Below are 20,814 nucleotides of genomic sequence, written 5' to 3'. Positions count from 1 at the left end.
CCAGGGGAACACCCCAGGCATGGGAATGTTGTTCCAGGGCCCCCTCCCCGGAGGTCGTAAAATTAAAGAGCCCTGAGGCGTCATTCGCCGCAAAGGGGGTCTTCCCGGCAACACCGCCGCTGCTGTGGCAGTTCAAACACCGTGGCGCCCTGTCGTAGAGGGCATCCCAATTGTTACCACTATGACAGGCTTTGCAAACCGCTCCATCATGGGGGGGATCGATTGTTTTTCCTGTGGATAACAAGGGATAACTTACAGACAGGATAAACAAAACTATCATCAGATATATTCGATTCTTTTTCATTATACCCCCTTTTTAGCTAGAAATTATGAAGATATGAGGTGTTTAGTCATAGTTATTGATGGCTAAGCAGGAAAAGCATTATATACCAATTTCCATATCATGCAACTTTTTTCTGCTATTTTATTATAATTTTTTATTGACAAGCAAGAAAAAAATAAATACGTCAACTACCCCGCTGTAAGCAGCGGGGTGTGAGCACGGAGACGGCGTTCCTGCTTTATCCCGGGTCGGGGGGAATGAATCCGCAAGCCGGCGGATTCAAAAGGAAGAAAAGTAAAAAGGAGAAAAGATTGAGAATTTAATAAATAAATTCAAGGTCATGGCAAATAGGTGACATTAACGTAAACTTCTGTTGGAATCAAATGAATACTGCCACCACTTTTTCTCTGAACCTCTACAACCATATTGTCAATATCGGCCACATCGAGGGGACCACCATCAGAATCTGATGTAAAGGTGGCAGAATAAACAGCAAAATCACCTGACACAGTCCTGTCTGTACAAGCCGTCGTTATCCCTGTTTTATAACAAATACCCATTATCCCTGTAGCAGTGTTCCTTGTCGGACAAGATGGCGCATACTTTGTGACAACAGCGATCTCTATTTTTTCAATAGCAGCAGCCCCGAGGCCGGAATCATCCATGGCAACAGCGAAGCGTGACGTTGTATCAATAGGATATCCTGCCCCTCCGCATCTGTGAGCATAGCTGGCAAGACCGTCATTACCGTCAAGAACGGTATCCCAGCCCCCGCCATAGACAGTAAATCCCCAGGCATTATCAACGCCCGAGGGATGGAGGGTCACCGTCTGAGGCAGGGCGCCTGCCATTGCAGTAAAGCTCCAGGAAGGCGGAGAGAGAGGATTACCGGCTCCATCATTTGCATTCAGCGCTATTGAAATGACTTCATTATAGTTGAAGTTTACCTCCGGATTAATAGTAACAGTATAATATTTTCGCGATCCTACCTTTGAAACGGCCGCTGCATCAAGGTCCGTATAGGTTTGATAATAACCCATATTCCCTGACAAGGTGATGGAGAAGGTACTAAAATCAATACCTGTTTCATTGTCTGCCAGACTAAAAGTCAAGGACTTATCAACAGACACATCGGTAGCGCCGTTTACCGGGTCAAATTCAAAAACGACAGGAGAAATGCTATCTGTCGATAGTGGAACGGCCGTTACATCCATGGCAATATCATGAGCATCATAAATAGAAGCAGAGCTTGCGGCAGAAAGCGAATCAACAGCGATATCATTTATAATATCGAGCGCCGATGACAAAGTAATAATGGCATAATCATCACCGGCAGTATGGACAACATTCGTCATCACTCTACCATTATCTAAATCAGTAAAAATAAAATCACTCAGTGTCAACGCGCCTGTTGCCCCCATATGGGTATAAACACCTTCAGAAAAAGCAACAGCCAGTTCATTACTCCCGACATTGCTATAAACACCAATGATCCAGGGAGGATAAATATCATTGGCAGCCCTTGTATAGCTTTCCTGGTTTGAATGGCACATATTGCAGACACCCGTATTATCAATGGTGCCACCACCGTAAAAAGGCGGATTCATCCATCCTCCGCTGCTGTTCATTAGCGTCGGATTGGTTGTGGGCAAATATTTAAAGTTAAGGGCAGGCACCTTGTCCGTTGTACCGGGCGTACTGATCAATTCGCCGTGCCGTATCATTCTTGGCGACGGTGAACCATGGACATTGTGACAAGCCGGGCAATTTATCATTGAGTCTCCCACGCCATCCCAGTCGGAATCCCATCGGTTTCCATTATTAGGTGACCAGGGCCCTGTTGCTGTTACCTGAAGATGACGCCAATGATTATTTGTCGTTATACCCTGCCTGAAATTGGTCGTAAAGTCAGACTGAATAATATAAGGTGAAAAATCATGACAAGAAAAACAGAGAGCAAAGTCAGACACCGGTTCACCCACATCATTCCGTGGTATATCCATTGATATTTTTAAGCGATACCCTTCCTGGTAATTATTGCTTGCCGAATTATATGTCCTGTGCTCGCTATCGATGTGCCCAACTGTAGTATCGTGACAATCGGGGCATCCTTTTTTAGCTGCCGGAGCATCTGAGGCAGGATAGGAACCATTCGTAAGACCATGACCCGTTTTATAAAATCCCCAGCCCACACCATAGGCATAAGCGCCACTTTCATCACCGATGACATTAGGCGCCGGCACAGAGGAAATAATAGCAGGTTCTTCGTCATGGCACCCGGCGCACCATTTCTCTTTGCCCGCTATGAGCGTGCCGTCACTATTATAGACACCTCCACTATGCCAGTTATCTTTCGCTCCAATGGAGCCTTTTATGCTGTCAACACCATCATATGTCCCTCCCGGACTGTGGCAGGGATCACAAACCGTCGTATCGGCCAGCGTCTTGCCGTCCTTGAAAAGGGGAATGGCATTTATATCATGGCAGCTGTTGCAATAAATTCCCGGACCACGGCGGTCATCATCGCCCGCTATTCCCGGCATAAAACTCTCCGTATGCGTCGAATGGGGGGCCGTCGTACCGCGGCCCTGGCTGTATTCGCCGGAACCGCCCATCCAGGGATAGCTCATGTCCTTGTCGATTTCCGTCCCTTCTTCATGGCCATGGCAGTTAACGCATACATTGCCGCCCCCTTCGCCGGTCACACCGTGGGCAAAACCTCCCTGGTGAATATGACAGGACTGGGTGCACTTTTTACCAACAGCGCCGCCTACGTTGGCGTGGTCAGGATCAGAGGCGCCGCCCAGACCCACCTGACGGAAGTGGCTCGTCTTGCTGTGGCAGGCCTGGCAAACACTCGTTTCGGCATTGGTGGCGAAACTGCCCGCACCGGAATGGCTTGTAAAAACCACCGTCGATTTATTAAAGAAGGGTTCCGGACGGCCGTATTCATCGCTGCCTCCCGTATACACCTTGTCATGGACCATGGCCATGTTCGAATCACCGTGCGGATCGTGGCAATCGATACACTTGGGAACCATTCGCCAGCTTGTGTGGTTCTGGTAACCTCCGGCAGCGGCCATGCCCCCATGGGAATGGCTGTTGAGACGCCAGTCCAGAGTACTGGGCATAATCGCCAATGGCAAGTGGCAGGCAAAACACTCGAGAACCTCCTCTCCACTCATGGAAAAAATCATCACATCGGTGCTGCTGTCGTGGCCGTGGCATTTCAGGCAGAGCACATCAGGATCGGCATTGACGGAGCTTACAAGCATAAAGGGATTGGCCGGGTCTCCGTGGGAAACATATCCTCCATGGCAGCCCTTGCAGGGAAAATGAGGACCGTAATTACCTGACGTAAATTGGGAAAGAAAACGGCGGCCGTGGCCCGTACTCGTATATTGGCCCTGGCTGATCAGGGCTCGTATGCCGTTACCGTAAACAAAATCATCCACGTCCGCTGTGCCGAAGTGGCAATCTTCGCAGACATTTTCAGTGGCCGCCTCAAAGAGCAACTCATCACCACCGCTGCAATTGTTGCAGGCGACAAAGCTCCCGGAACCCTCACCCGTTTTATGGCTGTGGCATTCTCGGCAGTCCCCGGCAGGGGCCTCGCTTTTGCCGATTCCCAACGCCCCGTGGCTGGAACTCCAGCCCTGGAACAAAGCTCCCGAGGGAGAATCCGTTGCCAGGCTATGGCAACTCTCACAGATCCCCTGCGGACCGGTTTCCTTAAAAAGCACAAAACCGGAGGAAATATTGCCAAGGCTCACCGACACATTACCCAGGCTATTGCCGTTAATTTCAGGCGTACTCATGTTGTCCATCACAAGGGAGACATTAGCTCCCGGCGAGTGGGGATCATGACAATGGCGGCAGGCCATGCCCCGGTGGGACTGGTAATTATGGCAGCTGCGGCAAAGGTTTGAATCGTTGTATTGCCTCAAAAGATAACCGTCACCGGTACTTAAGTTACCGAAGCCGAGTTGATCTTCCGTGTAGGGATTGGAATCACTTGCATGAACGCCGTGACAGGTCAGGCACAGGATACGGTCAGTACCTTCAGGCGTGGAGTAAAGTTTTAAGGCCGATGAAGAAATCGCTGCAAAGGACGGATTAAGGGCAGGGGGATTTTTATAAGCAGAACGCCCCTTGGGAAGGGCTACTTTTACAGGGTGGCTTCCCCCTGACATCTGACCGCTGTGGCATTCGAAGCAGAGTTCGTTCACACCATAAACGATCTCTCCTGAAGCATTCCGCTCAATATCATAGGGGCCCCGCAGCATGGCCCGGTTATCGTTTTCATGACCGCTGTGGCAGGAGGGGCAGGAAAGCTTCCCCATTGCGCGGCTTTTATCACTCACATAAGTGCCCGCCTTTTCAGGAGGAACCGTGGCCCCGGCTCTCCCCTCTTCCAGGGGAACACCCCAGGCATGGGAATGTTGTTCCAGGGCCCCCTCCCCGGAGGTCGTAAAATTAAAGAGCCCTGAGGCGTCATTCGCCGCAAAGGGGGTCTTCCCGGCAACACCGCCGCTGCTGTGACAGTTCAAACACCGTGGCGCCCTGTCGTAGAGGGCATCCCAACTGCCACCACTATGGCAGGCATTACAAACCGCTACATCATGGGGGGGATCGATTGCTTTTCCTGTGGATAACAAGGGATGGCTTACAGGCAGGATTAACAGAACCAGTATCAGGTATGATCGCTTCTTCCCCATTTCACCCCTTTTTGTTTGCTAATTATGAAGACGTGAGGCTTTTACTCATAGTTATCGATGAATAACTACAGGGGGAATTATACAGTATTTTCCAGATTGTACAATTTTTTTTTGCTACTGATTAAAAGGGCTATTAAACAGAGATAGGTTCCGGGCAATGCCCCAACCGGTATGGCGTTCTCATATATTGTGTTTATAAAAATGTTCTTTAAGGCATCAGTATTGAATCGTTGTTAAGGGCAAGGCAATCTTCCAGTATTTCACATCGTCAAGCTCACCGACATAAGTAAACGTGTTTAGATCGTAATATCCGTTAGCGATCCAGTAATTGTAACCTTTGGAGTATGTCGGGTCAGCAGCCGTCGACCATATAGGGCGTGCGCCGGCAGCAAAGAATGAACTTACATGCCTGTTGCCGGCAGGCAGGGTTCCGCCCCAGAGGTGCGGATCGGCAAGCATGATGTAATTGCCGGTACCGCCCATATCCGTTTCAGCTGCAAGCTGACCATCAATATAGATCCTGATATAACGGCCGTCCCAGCTCCCTGCCACATGCTGCCATACACCGGGCTGCAGCGCTACACCACTATAGGTTGGAGCGCCGGAAGCAGCCGTCTCTGTCTGAGCAAATGATCTCACCCAATTTTGACCGGGGTGCGGATAGGGCGACCCACCGGCACATGTAATCGCAGCTCCCCAGCCATTTTCATAATAGGCAACAGGGTTTGCCGGATAAGCAGGCGCGGGCAGAGAACCACCCCACGGGTCACACCTCTGGTCGGCAGGATCTCCAGCCGTAACATAGAACCGCAACACATCATGGGTTGCATCTGAATTATAGGGAAGCAGAGGACCTGTTCCATCAGGATCATCACTGCAGTTTCCAGCAATGGGATTGCCATCAGGACTAAAACGCATGATGCTGAGAGCCCAGTTTTTAATCCAGAACTGGGTAGTCAGAACATCTCTTCTCAGTTTGGTATTGAGACCGAGCGTTTGACCTTCCGCACAACCAAGGGCCGTCGGTTTTATCCATGCAGCAAATGAAAATTCACTGGTTTGCTCCATATCCTGAACAATGACAGGTGCCCCGCCACTATTATATACTGCCGGTGGAAGACTATCATCGGGGTTAATGGTATAGTTAAGTTGTACAGCCCCTCTATCACTTACCCGGTCTAACAGGACGGCGTTATCACCTGCCGATGCACCCGGCTTGGTACTTGTTGTTACCCACTGAACATTGCGGGTAAGCACCCCATGCATATCATAAGACGAGCCCGGTGCACTCGTACTGGCGACAGCAGCACCGGCACCTTCATCAAAGGCCCAGCGCAAGACAAGGTCATTAATGGAAGGTTCCGGAGGCAAAGAAAGAGTAACAGGATCAGTCCCGGCAGGATTACCGTATAAATCGAAAATAGAACCAGCAGCAGCGGCAACGGTGCAGACACCTATTTCTGACTGGTCGATAATGCTGTCCACTGTCAGAATGGCGTAACTATCTCCGGCTGTATGAGTGAGGGATGTTATCGCCCTGCCGCCGCAGTTGACAACAAAGTCCCCCGCCAGCAGATCACCGGTGCCGTTCGAACCGGCATAGGCGCTTTCCGCGAAAGTAACATAGATCTGGTTACTGTCATCTACTATATCGTTCAGTTTAAGTTCAAGTCTGCCGTAAAGGACACCCTGAATATCAAATGGAGGTGGTCCTTTGATATTTGCCGGCCATGGACCGGCCGATACAGCATCTGCACCCAAAACACCTGTGGCAGCATTGTTATATCCACCCTGATACCATCCCCAGATCGCAAGTGGTTGGGCTGCCAGTACATCTACATCCAAATCAGCAGCAGTTGTGGGCTGACTCATGGTGAGTGTTGCTGTCGTGGATCCTGGAGTATGATCGACTGCAATAATGGTTCGGGGATTGTCAGCATTCTTATCAATGAGCCAGAAATCACTCGGCTGCAGCGCCCCGGTCAGGTCATTATTGGTGAAGATACCGGAAGTTCCCGCTCCAAAATCACTCTCCCGGAAGGTAACGTCTATCTTGTCTGAACCGATATGGGCATCAACACTCTCGATCTCCGGGGTAAAGGCCGGCGCCTGATAGCTTGACTCATAACCACTTGATGTAAGCATGAGCTTCGTACCAGCGCTTTCTGTATTCTTCTTTATGCGGTGAATAGAGTTGGTCTCATGGCAGCTTGCATTACCGCAGCTCATACCGGCATGATGACCGCCGTAGTAATAGTGGCAGGCATTGCAGAAGGAGTTCCAGTTGCCGCCATCGGCACAGTTTTCCCCGGAAGCGCTGCCCGTGCCACAGGCGCCGTTATTATTCGTCTGGAATCGCTCCCGGATCATTGAACCGCGATTTGAACCATGCGCCTCGTGGCAATCGGTGCAGGAGAGCACATAATTTATACCGGCATTACGGTTGGCCGAGTCATAAGGCATGCGCATAAAGTGCCCGGCATCACGACCACGGCTCACGTAATTCATGTCGAATAAGACATCCGGGTTACCGTTATCACCCCAGAAACCTCCCGTGCCTGAGTCATCTCCATTAGTCGGGATACCGGCCATACCAAATCCATGAGGGGAACCACAAGTAACCCAGTTAGAATACCCTGCTCCGGGAGGGTCGGGATAACCGCAACTAATACCCTGTCCCCAGTTTATGGGGCCCACATCTGCCGCCATCTGATCGCTATGGCAATCTAAACAGAAAGCGGGATAGGCCGGCAGATCAGAGCCGGCAAACTCGTAGCCCGTCAACCCGCCACCATTCTTCGGCGGCTGGTAAAAGGCTCCAAAGTTCCCTAGCATTACAGTATCACCAAGCCATTTACCATTGGCTATCTGCCAATAGAAACCTCCCGTGCCGCTGCCACCGGTTCGGGCATACTCATCCATCTTCTCACTCGGATCGTCGCCCCAGACCTCGGTCCGGTTCGATGGGCGGGTGATGGGACTCAGGTTTTCCTCTGCATCCCAGTATTTCCCTGTTACCAGATGGACATTATGACAAGAGATGCACTCAAGGCTATATGTCTTTCCATTGTTTGAGAAGGAGGTTCCAAGATTGTGAATTTCCGATTTACTAAATGCCTCCTCAATATCATCAGCCGAGTTATATCCACCAAGCCTGTTGTTAGCTATAGCGTCATTGACGACACCTCCTTCGGTATGACACTGATAACAAAGCGTTTCCTGGTTGGCTGTCGTCATGGCCCTGTTGACCGTCCCATGAACATCATGGCAATCGGTACAGAAGAGAGGTCGTGACGTGTATGGATTCATGATAGTATCTCTTCCATGTGCCGAATTTTCGAAGGTAGACATATTGGTAAACCAGATGGGTGCTGCCGTGGCCAAACCACCCGTCTTATGACAGTTGGAGCAGTTACTGTTAGCCGCATCATTTTCATAGCCGGCTTTGAGCCTTTTTCCGGCAGGATTAGCCCCCGAGATAATATGGAAAGCCGCACCGTTATGGCAGTCGACACAGGTCCGGTTGGCGGCGGGATTACCGGTGGCTGTCGTATCCTGCCAGGAAAGGGTCGTATAGTTGCCTGCCGCCTTGCCATGACCGCTGACGAAGAAGCCATAGGTGCTGTTGTCTCCCACCTTGTTGGGTGCCGTCTCTGTCTTGATCTGGGACGGTGTTTCATCGTGGCAGCCGACGCACCAGTTCTCATTACCCGCTTTCAGGCTCGTGCCGTTATTGTAGACACCGCCGTTGTGCCAGTTGTCCTTGGCGCCGATGGAGCCGCCTGTCGAATTAACGCCGTTGAAGCTGCCGCCCGGACTGTGGCAGCTATCACAAACGTCCGTTTCGGAAAGATCGATGCGGCCGTCAAGGTTGCTGTCCGTACCGGAATTAAAGGCAGGGATGTTGTTAATATCATGGCAGGTATTGCAATAGATCTGCGGCCCGCGCTTATCATCACCGTCCCACTCGGTATGGGTCGAGTGCGGCGCCGTTGTTCCCGCGCCGATACTTGCCTTCGTTCCCGCCGTATAGGGATATTGCATATCCGCATCATAAAGCGTCCCCGCCTCATGACCATGGCAGGCGACACAGCCCGTTCCACCAGCGCCGCCTGCTGCGCTGTAACCGTGGGCAAGGCCGCCCTTATGGTTATGACAGGCCGGCGTACAACGCCTGCCGACGGCGCCGCCGACGTTCATATGGTCAGGATCAACTGCACCGGCATTGCCCACCTGTCTGAAATGGTCCGTTTTCGTATGACAGGCCTGACAGACGCTGGTATCACTATTGGTAGCAAAGCTGCCCGCATTGGAGAAGTTTGTAAAAACAATGGCCGACTTGTTATAGAATGGCTCCGGTCGGCCGTAGGTGTCACTGCCGTCGCTGTTCACTTTGCTATGAATCATACTCATATTGGAATCGCCATGCGGATCATGGCAATCGACACATTTTGGCGTAATGCGCCAGTTTCTATGCTTCTGCAAAGCGCCCGCTTCCGAGATCCCTTCAAAGGAATGCGTTCTGATTCCGCTGTCTAAAACCGTTACCAACTCGTAAAGCGGCGGCCCTGAAGACAGGTGGCAGGATTGACAGCCAAGAGCGCCATCACCCTGAAGGGCAAAATTCATAATATCAGCAGATGATCCTGTCCCATGACAGCTCAGACACAGCCTATCGGGATTCCCGCCGGCAGAGGTATGCAACCTGAATGGATTTGCCGCATTACCGTGCGGAACATCATCATCATGGCATTTGAGGCACGGCACACCGGCCCCGTAATTACCTGACCTATATTGAGTGCCCGTTTTCCTGCCGTGTCCGATACTGGTATACTGGCTTTGACTTATCTTCGCCTGAATACCTGTAAAGGAGCTATAGGTAAAGTCATCCACATCGGCGCTGCTGAAGTGGCAATCTTCACAAGTGACGCTATCACCCCAGGCAGGTGTCGGATTCCCACCATGACACAGGACGTTATAACATTTGCCTTGCCCCGCATCATAGTAAGCGCCACCTGGATTATAGGGTGAAACAATATCGATATTGTACTCCTTATTGACATGGGCCGTATAGTTGCCGATGGTATCGTTTGCGGCAAGGGTCACGCTGTGGCAGGTAATACATTCAATCCCGTTATCGATAACATGCGGCTCGTGGCTGTTGCCTTTGGGACTGCCGCCGGAGTAATTAGGCATAGCTGACCGGTAGTCTCCATAATCACTGTTTCCATGACAGTAATTACAGCCAATGGCGGCCCCCCAGGTAGGCGTCATGTTAGGAGCGCCGGCGGAATCATCGAAGGGCGCAATCCGGTCCGTTCCCCGGCTGTGGCAATAGAGGTTGTCACACTGTCTCGGACCCTCTGTCGAGATACCGCCGCTGTTATCGATGGCGCCGCTTCGCGCCAGACCGAATTCGACCGTTTTTATGCCGTCAACATGCACTGCATAACCGCTAATATCGCTGCTGCTCACATCCATCGTCGCCTCATGGCAGTTGGCGCAGTCGAAACCGTAGTCCGTTACATGACGCTTATGAGAAGTTGCCGTATGGGGGACATTGTGACAGCTCCCGCAGGGAGATTCTTCATTCCACTGGACGCTCGTGTTATTTCCATAGAGGAAATTCCCATGGCAGTACACATTGGAGCACCGATGGCTTGCCGCATCATAGGCGGGTTGGCCATTAGGAAGAAAACCTGTTTCGGCTATTAACCCAAACTTCACGTCTTTCGTGCCACTGACATGAACACCACTGGAAGGATCTTTTATGGTCGAATAGTTTTCAACCGTATCATGGTGGCAGTTGGCACAATCAAAGGCATAGGGCTTGGTTGTATAACCGTCATCAGCATGGGTTGGATGTTTATTTGTTGACGGCGGATAGTTATGACAGCTGCCACAGCGGGCAGGATTTGGTTTCTTCGACGTATTATCACCCCACTCGGCGGGCACAATGGGAGCGGCAATCCCCACATTCCAGGGATTACCGTTACTGTGGCAATAAATATTGCTACATTTACGCGTTCCGGGATCATAACTCCCCCTTGACCACGATGAAACTGAATAGAGCCCGAAATTAACATTCTGGTAGACCGTATTCATATGCAGGCTTGCCTCGTTTGCATGACAGGCGCGGCACGTTCCCGTCGTCCCATAGCCTGCCCCCTGGTCTCCAAAGGGATATTCAACGGCATGCTTATAATGCGGGGTCTGGGATTCATCCAGGTAAGGACCGTCATTACGGTAGCTCTTTCCATTAAAAGCCGCAAAACCATCGGGACCGGAATAGTTATTAAATGGCGGCGTCCCGTGGCAGCTGTTGCAGCCTGAAAAGCTCTTACTCCCTGTTCCTGTCTTGTGATTATGGCATTCGAGGCAGTTGTATGCAGGGGCGTCGCTCTTGTTAATACCCATCAATGCATGGGCGCTGCTCCACCCCTGGAAAAGCGCCCCTGACGGTGAATCGGTGGAAAGGCGGTGACAGGTCTCACAGACCCCGCGCGGTCCCGTCTCATTAAAGAGAACGAAACCCGATGACAGGTTGGTCAGGCTCACGGACACATTGCCGAAGGTATTGCCGTTGATTTCAGGGGTGCTCATATTATTCATGACGAGGTAGTAGTTGTCACCCACCATATGGGGATCATGGCAGTTGCGGCACTTCATGGAATTATGGAACTGGTAGTTATGACAATTACGGCAAAGCGTCGAATCGTTATATTGCCGGAGCAGGAAGCCGTCACCGGCGCTGAGATTGGTCATAACGGAACTTAGCCTGTCGAAGGTATAGGGATTGGAATCGGTGGCATGAATACCGTGGCAGGTAAGACACATGACCCTGTCAGGGCCGTCGGGGGTAGAATAAAGCTTTAATACGGATGAAGAAATTGCGGCAAAGGCCGGATCCAGATAGGGAGGATAGTTAAACCTCGCCTCGTCACCGGGCAGTTGGACCCTTACAGGATGGCTGTAACCTTTATGGCTCGTCTGGTTCCGCTTGCCGTGACATTCGAAACAGAGCTGATTCACACCATATAAAATCCCCAGCCCATAGGCTGAATAATCGAGGCTCTCATAGGGGCCCCTTAGCATCTTGGGGTACATTTTGGCATGCACCGAATGACAGGAAGGACAGCTTACCTTCTTCTGGGTCCGGGTTATTCTGCTCACATAGCTCATATAAACGGCAGGAGGCACAGAGGACCCGGCGCGGGGCTCGTTAACCGTCACTCCCCAGGCATGGGAAATCTGCCCCTCTCCTGCCGTCACCAGTGAAGACGTATAATTTAAAAGGCGAGAGGCGTCATTCTCTGCAAAGGGCCGTCTCCTGGCTGTGCTCAAACTATCGTGACAGTTTAGGCATCTCGGCGCATTAGAGTATAATGCATCGGCAAAACCACCGCTGTGACAATCAACACATTTAGCATCGTTATGGGGCGGACCCAGCGTCGCTTCCGGGGAAAGGGGAATGAGGACCAGCAGAAGAAAAGAGAAGAAGAAAATTAGGGACTTTACTTTTCGTATCATACCGCCCTTTCTGAAATTACATGCCAACAGTCAAAACATTAAAACTGCAATCAAACACTTTCACTTACAAAAGAGTTGAAACTTTAAACTTCCCTGAAATTATGCAATTTTTTGATTTAGATTCCTTTCTTCTTTTTCGAATAACAGTGATGCCTCCCAAATACCTGATGAACAATGCGCGAAAAAAACAAAAAAGGACTAAACAATTACGCTAAATCACGGACAATCATGTAAAAAATCACCATAAATAATAAGTTTTAGCAAAGTAGTAAAGTTTACACATCTAATACTTGCGAAAAGTGTGCCACAATCGGCTAAAACATAATTTGAAACATTTATATGAGCCACGACGACGCAAGCAGCGGGGTTATGAGCGCAGAAACCGCCTTCGCATTTTATCCTGACAGGCAGGGAGAATGCAGCCGACAGGCTCCTGTGGATTAAAAAAAGGCTATAATAAACAAAAAACCGGCAAAGCGCTTATCTCTTTGCCGGTCTTCAATGATGTAGTCTATTTTATTAACAGCAATTAGATAAAGTATTATTCCTTCTCATCAGCGCCCATATCAGGATTTGTTCCCAATGAACGAGAATCTCCATCAATATCATCAGCAGGCACACCGATTCCCGAAGCCTTGGCCTGATCAACCACAGCCGAACCGGTATTGATGTGGTAGTCACCGGTAATCTTTGGCGTACCGCTGCCTGCCGCATCAAGCAAAACAAAGGAAGGATCGACATTTAAATTACCTGTACCGCTGGCATCACCATCGAAGCTGCCGCTTCCCGTCAATCCACCCTGCACATCAGTGTAGATCACAGCCACAGTACCATTGATCTGTGGATTAGTGGTTCCAACGTTACTCCAGAATATACTGTTCTTGATATTGGCCGTGCCCGTATTATGCAACCCGCCGCCAACAGGCCCGTAATTACCGGCGATAGTGCTGTTATAAATTTCCAGGGAACCGTAGTTCCGTATTCCACCACCCTCTTCCCAGGTACTGGAACCAACAGTATTACCGGATATGATCGAGTTGGTGATGGTTGCGGCAGTACCGGCTACGAGATACATGCCGCCACCTCGCTGAACGGTCCTGTTTCCTTTTATATTCATCCTGGCCAGAGTCAATACCGTACCGGTATGTACGGCATAAATACCGCCGCCATTGCCGGCATTTGCAATATTACCACTCACTGAACCACCGCTATAAGAAAGATCTGCGCCATTCGCAAGATATAGGCCGGCGCCAGCCCCATCACTGGCGCTTGTAGCAATGTTACTGTCCACCGAACCGCCTGTAATGGTTGCATCCGCCGCATCGCCGTCGAGGTAAAGCCCGCTGCCATAATGCAGTGAGGTATTGCTGTCTATACTGCTGTTTGTGATGGTCAACGGCGAATTCAGACTGAAGATACCGGCAGCCCTCACGTTGGTTTGGTTCTCAGTAATGGTTGTATTCGTGATAACTGTTGCATTAGTAATGGTCCCCAGGTAAATACCACCGCCCAAACCGGTCGCTACGTTATTGCGGATAGTACTGCCGCTGATGGACAAAGTGCCTGCCGTGGAACCCGTGAAGTAAATCCCGGCGCCATCAGTAGAGTTGGCGCCGCTGTTTCCATCAGCAGGCAAGCTACCGCCAATGGTGGAGTTGGTAATGGTCGCGCCACCGGCTGCGCCCTTAATATACATACCGGCGCCATCACGATTTTGCGCTGTGTTGGCCCGAACAGTAACGCTATCAAAAGAGGGCGATGAATCTACGACGTAGACGCCGCCGCCACCGTCAGTACCGTTATCGGCGCTGTTACCCTGAATGATAGAGTTCTTGATGGTCGGCGTAGCGCCGAGGCCGATATAAATACCGCGCGTTGCAGAACCGGCAGCCTGATTGTCGATAGTAAAGCCATCGAGCACAGCGCTGCTATTGAGAGAGGCGTTATTAAAGGTTACTACCGCCGTATTGTTACCTGCCGCACCCTGGATGATAGTCACTCCAGCGCCGCCGGCCGACTTAACGGTAATGTTCTTATTCAAAAAGTCAATATTCTCACTCCAGGTATTAGCACAAACCGATAGTGTATCGCCTGATACCGTCCCGGCATCTGCTATGGCCGTCTGAATCTTGTCATAAGGGGCCGGCTGATCAGGACACACATTATGAGTGGCGCCGCTGGCGGCAACGGTAGTAAAGGAGGTTTCTGCCGAATAACCTGACCAGGCATTATTATTGTCCTGGTAACGGACGCGCCAGTAATAGACGGTACTATTACTGAGCGTTGTCCATAGGGCATGGCTGACAAGATCAACGGCTGTCGTACCCGAATCATGAACGATGCCTGCATCAAAACCGGCTCCCGTACCGCTACTTACCTGCCACTGGCTTGCCTGGTGGGTATCTCCCGCATCGGGGTCGGAAAAGACGGAAGCCGTTAAAGCCGGTGTAACGGCAACATCGGTTGCGCCATCTGCCGGCGTACTGTTTGTCGGCGTATGGGGCGCATTATTGAGGGTAGTAAAGGAGGTCCCAGCCGAGTAACTCGACCAGCCACCATGATCATCCTCATACCTGACTCGCCAGTAGTAAGTGGTGCCGGCGCCGAGAGATGATCCCAGGTTGTGGCTGGTAAGGTCAGTCACACTCCCGGAATCATAAGCAGGACTGCTGAAATCAATATTATCGTCCACCTGCCACTGGCTCGCCTGATGGGTATCCCCCGCATCAGGATCGAAGAAGGCTGACGCCGTCAGCGTCGGCGTCAGTGAGACATTGATCGCCCCATCGGCAGGCGTACCGTTAGTCGGCGTATCAGGCACATTATTAAGGGTAGTAAAGAAAGTACCTGTCGAATAAATTGACCACTCGCCATAACTGTCCTGGTAACGGACGCGCCAATAATAAACCGTTCCATTGGACAGGGATGAACCTAAAGTATGACTTGTAAGGTCGGCCACGGCGCCCGAATCATAAAAAGGCGTGCCAAAATCAGCATTATCATCTACCTGCCACTGACTTGCCTGGTGCGTATCTCCCGAATCAGCGTCATAGAAGGCGGATGCCGTCAGCGTCGGCGTAAGGGCTACAGCAGTCGCCGAATTTGCCGGCGTACTGTTAGATGGCGTATCAGGCAAAGTGTTTGTAAGCAGAATACTGCTGACAGTCTGTACGGGCGACCCGGTAACCGTATCGGGATCATCATAGGTAAGGCGCACATTATAGGTTTCTCCCAGCGTCAAAGCGGTGATAGTCGTTGTAAAGGGATTACTGGAACTTGCAAGCGGCCCTGTATGCGTTACGTAGGAGCAGGAAGATGTGACGCAGTACTCTACAAGGAAGGTATTATCATCGTTGCCGTCTCCCGTGTAGGGCATGCTCACAAAAATGGAAGTACTGTTGGCCCCAACGGCAGTCGCCGTACCGGCAGCCGTACTGTCAGGAACAAGGACCGTATGCTCATCAGCGCCCATATCATCGGCATCTCCCGAAGGTCTGGCCTCGCCGTCAATGTCATTTGCAGGCGCATAGGCTGCATTTGCCTGATCAATGACAGGTGAACCGGATTGAATCCTGTAATTGGTAGTATGAACAACAAAGCTCGGGTTTCTTGCCGGATTAATATTTCCACCTTCATCCGTATAGGTTCCACCATTAATTCCGGCAAGGTAGATATCGGAATCACTGATAGTCATAAAATTTTGGGCACCGCACTCCTTATTGGCAATACTGCCGTTACCGGCCGCCGAATTGCCCCAGAAAATGCTGTTTCTCACCGTTATAACAGGCAGATTACATACGTTAAAGACGCCACCATTGCCCGTTGTCGCCTTATTGAAAGCGAAGGTCGTATTAATAAAGGACTGCGTTCCACCGTTCTTCTGCATAACTCCCGCTGTGGCAGCCTCATTGCCTGCAATAATGCAGTTAGTACAGGTAACATTCGTACTGTTCGTACTCATTGCTCCACCGTTAGTAGCGGCAATGTTATTTGTGAAAGTCACATTGGTCATATCAAGGTTGGAGCTATTCAGATAAAGTCCACCACCAGCAGCTGAAGACTGGTTGCCACTAATAACTGAATTGACTATTTCAGTCCCTGCATTTACTCCCAGATAGTAAACACCGCCGCCGGCTCCGGCAGAAGCAACATTGTTACTTATTTCGGAATCTACAATTCTGAAAGTTCCATAGTTGAAATAGGCTCCGGCTCCGGCTCCGTTTCTCGTATTATTGTATATCCTGGTACTCGAAATATTGAGGAACATATCGGCGTCATTAGCGTAAATGCCTCTCTGTGAATTATCATAAATTTCACTGTTGGCAATCTGAATATAGTTTGCACCACTCGTATTGACGGAAACTGCCGTTGAATTATTTCGGAATATGCTGTCCCGAATGACCGTATTATTTCCCCTGAGCACACTAAATCCGATATCGGAACTCATGAGCGTAAATCCACTGACATAACCGTTATTGCTGTCCTGGAATCGCAGCGCAGAGCCCCCGCCGGCAATTTTGGTCAGTTCAGCGCCGCAGACGGACCTTATCGTCCTGTTATGCCTGATTCCAAGATAAACTCCCGTCGTATATTTGGCAGCCGTAAAATCACTATTTGGATAAACAAGCAGTGTAGAAGGATCGCTGGAGGCAGTTACGGCAGTTTGAATTGTTGTATACCATCCGGCGCCGCCTTCGGGCCTTACCTTATAGGGTGTGCCGACCACTGTAACAACACTGGTCATAGTCGGGAACCCGACCGCTTCCGTCATTCCATCAGTGCCATAGAACCTGTAGTTATGAGTACCTGCATTGGTCATATTCCTGGTAAAGGCATAGAGCTTACCATCAGAGCAATCATTATCGCCGGCATCCATAGCCGTCATATTATGCTTCTCACCGGCTTCATAACCGGAAGCATCATTTTCATCGATCCAGACCTGCATATTACCTGCCGGCGGCGGGCAAACATCATTGTCAGGGTCCGTGTAGCTGACCATAAACTGGTAATCAGCGCCCGTTGCTCCCTCAAGAGGCCTTACACCGTCCGTCAAACAGGCCGCTGTTGCCCAATCAAGCGCAGGCGGGCTGTTTGTTCCACCGGTAACCGATAATTGACTATCTTCAGAAGCCGGGCCGGAGGCGGCGGCAAAACCGTCTGAGGCACGGAAGGTGTAATTCAATGTGCCATCGCCTGCATTGGAAAGGTTAGTGCTATACACATAGAACTTGCCATCGGAACAGCTTGTATCACCGGGATTAACAGCGCTCATGTTAAACATTTCCCCACCTTCGTAACTGTTAACATCATTAGCGTCTATCCATACCTGCATATCACCGGCCGCCGGCGGACATTCATCATCATTGTCGGTGTAGCTTACCCTGAAAACAAACTTGCTTCCATTGCTGCCTCTGTCGGGATTGACACCATCCTCTACATAGTATTTTTCTGCCGTCCAGTCGAGTACAGGACTATTGTTCACTATGGCAATACTGTTATTAATCGTCGGGTCACCGGTTGCCTCTTTCGTGCCGTCAGATGCATAGAAACGGTATTTAATGGTGTTATCACCGCCTTTGTAAATCCTGATTACCTTTGAATATTCATTACCGTCGGTGTAATTACCATCGCCCGAATTGGCAGGTATCATGTCAAACTTTTCAGTTGCTTCATAACCACCAATACCTGCATTATCATCGTCAACATCAATCCAGACCTGTACAGAGCCTGGGGCGAGGTTTCTCGTGTCTGTGTACTTGACACGGAATTCGAAATAGGCGCCACCGACGCCACTATCAGGATTGGCGCCATCGGCAATAAAGTTCCCATCTCCCGTCCAGTCAAGCTGAGGGGCCGTCGTCAGGTTTTTGAAGGGATTTCTTATGGTTCCTACCGTGTTATTATTGAAGTGGCAATGAGTACAAAGGACATTTGCCGCCGTTGCGCCTCTGTAAATAGCGCCTGTGCTTGCCGACAGCGGCAGATCTTCAGGTGACGGCGGATCTGTATTGGTCGTATCGAAGTAAACAACATCATCATTCCTGTACCAGACCTTGATACCCTCATTTCTGCCCATCAAGGAGGCATCTCTAATCATTGCCAGCTGCGTGGAACCATGAACATTATGACAAACAAGACAGGTTATGCGGCTGTTTAAGGTTCCTAGATCATAAGCTGCGCCATCATAATCCGCGACATAACGATTATTTGTCTGTACAAGATGATACTCATGTCTGTTAATACTCGTGGTCAACGTAAAATTGGCCGTCAAAAAATTCGTTTGCGTCGATGCGGCAATGAGGAAAGGCGCAGAATCGTGGCAACTGAAACATAACCTGTAGTCTGAAGCATCACTGGCTGTGGTGCGGGGAACCTCCATGGGATTTAGTCCGCCCACAAGCCTTAACCTGTAGCCGGCCTGGTACTCGACACTATCACAACCATCACTGCAATCGAATGTTCTGGCATTGCCATCGATATGAGGCAGTGTAATATTGTGACAATCAGGACAATTCTTGCCGGGGCCACTCTTGATTCCACCACTTGACGGAACCGTCTCGTTTGCAGGAAGACCATGGCCTGTCTTGTAAAAACCGTATCCCTGACCGTAGGTATAGATGCTTGTCTCATTGCCTATAACATTTGGCGCTGAAATATTGCTGAAGTTTGGAACATAGGATGACGCATCATCATGACAACCTGCACACCACTTTTCCTTCCCTGCCTTAAGGGCCGTATTATTATTGTATACTCCACCACTATGCCAGTTGTTCTTCGCCCCAACGGATGGATCATCGACACCGTCATAAGATCCTGCGGGACTATGACAGGCATCACAGACATCGGTTTCAGACAGGTTAAACCTGCCGTCACCGTTGGCATCCGTTCCTGATTTAAAGTAAGGAATATTGTTGATATCATGGCAAGTACTGCAATAAACTGCAGGTCCTCTCTTGTCATCGGCATCCGTTTCGGTATGGGTCGAATGTGGCGTCGCCGTTCCGGCGCCCATGCTTGAAAGAGAGCCGAAGGTTACCGGCAGTTGCATATCAGGATCATAAAGGGTTCCTTTCTCGTGGCCATGACAGGCAACACAACCCGTTCCGCCGGCGCCACCGCTGCCACCGCTGATTCCGTGGGCAAAACCACCCCGGTGATTATGGCAGGTTGGCGTACATCTCTTGCCCGCAGCGCCACCAATATTGCTATGCAGTTGATCGGAAGCCCCGCCAAAGCCCTCCTGCCTGAAATGGGATGTCTTCGTATGACAGGCCTGGCAGAGACTGTAAATACTGCTGTTGGCAAAACTGTCGGCATTAGAGTGGTTCCTGAAAACCACCGTCGATTTATTGAAGAAGGCATTCCTTCGTCCTTTATCGTCACTGCCGCCGGTATGCACCTTGTCATGGATCATGGCAATATTACCGTCACCGTGCGGATCGTGGCAGTCGATACATTTGGGCGCTATACGCCAGCTTGTATGGTTCTGGTAGCCTCCCGCTTCAGACATGCCTGTAAAGGTATGGCTTTTGATACCGGTTATGCTCGAGAAGGCCCCCTGCAACTGGGCGCCAGAACCGTGACAGCTGAGACAGAACGTATCGGGATCACCCGAAATTTGGGTCCTGAAAGGCTTTTCAGCCCCGCCGTGAGGCGCCGTTTGATCATGGCAATCCTTACAGACCCTGTCGGCGCCCCCATTACCCGTTATATCGTAATTTCCTGTCGTCCTGCCATGACCACGGACAGTGAAATCACTCGTATAGATTTGTGCAACGACACCCGTAAAGTTGGTCCACCGGGCATAGTCATCCACATCATAGGCATTGCCGTGGCAACTTTCACATTCAATGGTATTACCCCAGGGAGGTGTAATATTACCGCCATGACAGCTCGCATTATCACAGGTGTGGCTACCGGAATCGTAGTTTGGATCACCTGCATCGTAGGTGGGCAACAAATCAATATTATAGACCTTATCCACATGGGTGGCCGTACTGCCGATGGTGGACGAGTTGGCCAGCGTTACACTATGGCAGGTGTAGCACTCTACATTGTTTTTGATAACATGCGTCTCGTGGCTGTTCCCCTTGGGGCTTCCCGTCGTATAGTCAGGCATGGCCTTGCGCCAGTCGCTGTAACTATTATTTCCATGGCAGTAATTACAGCCAATGGCGGCCCCCCAGGTAGGCGTCATGTTAGGAGCGCCGGCGGAATCATCGAAGGGCGCAATCCGGTCCGTTCCCCGGCTGTGGCAATAGAGGTTGTCACACTGTCTCGGAC

Annotated in this window: 4 protein-coding genes; all 4 read right to left on the bottom strand. The window is 50.5% G+C overall.

The genetic code is table 11. The features are described from left to right. Window positions 1-304, bottom strand: a 304-nt coding sequence (locus OEV42_17785) for a hypothetical protein (GenBank protein ID MDH3976127.1), incomplete at its 3' end; no start/stop codon positions are given. Between the two features lie 317 nt (window positions 305-621). Beyond that, on the bottom strand, window positions 622-5,001 hold the full coding sequence (locus OEV42_17780; GenBank protein ID MDH3976126.1) for an Ig-like domain-containing protein: 4,380 nt from the start codon (window positions 4,999-5,001) through the stop codon (window positions 622-624). A 216-nt stretch (window positions 5,002-5,217) separates the two neighbouring features. Next, window positions 5,218-12,531 carry a CxxxxCH/CxxCH domain-containing protein gene (locus OEV42_17775; protein MDH3976125.1) on the bottom strand — a complete coding sequence of 2,438 codons (7,314 nt, stop codon included), beginning with the start codon at window positions 12,529-12,531 and terminating at the stop codon, window positions 5,218-5,220. A gap of 541 nt (window positions 12,532-13,072) precedes the next feature. Then, on the bottom strand, window positions 13,073-20,650 hold the full coding sequence (locus OEV42_17770) for a right-handed parallel beta-helix repeat-containing protein (GenBank protein ID MDH3976124.1): 7,578 nt from the start codon (window positions 20,648-20,650) through the stop codon (window positions 13,073-13,075). Between the last annotated feature and the right edge of the window lie 164 nt (window positions 20,651-20,814).

The sequence above is a fragment of the Deltaproteobacteria bacterium genome (genome assembly GCA_029860075.1).
GTDB lineage: Bacteria > Desulfobacterota > JADFVX01 > JADFVX01 > JADFVX01 > JAOUBX01.
The sequence above is the reverse complement of the archived record's forward strand: the minus strand, read 5'-3'. Positions and strand labels throughout refer to the sequence as shown.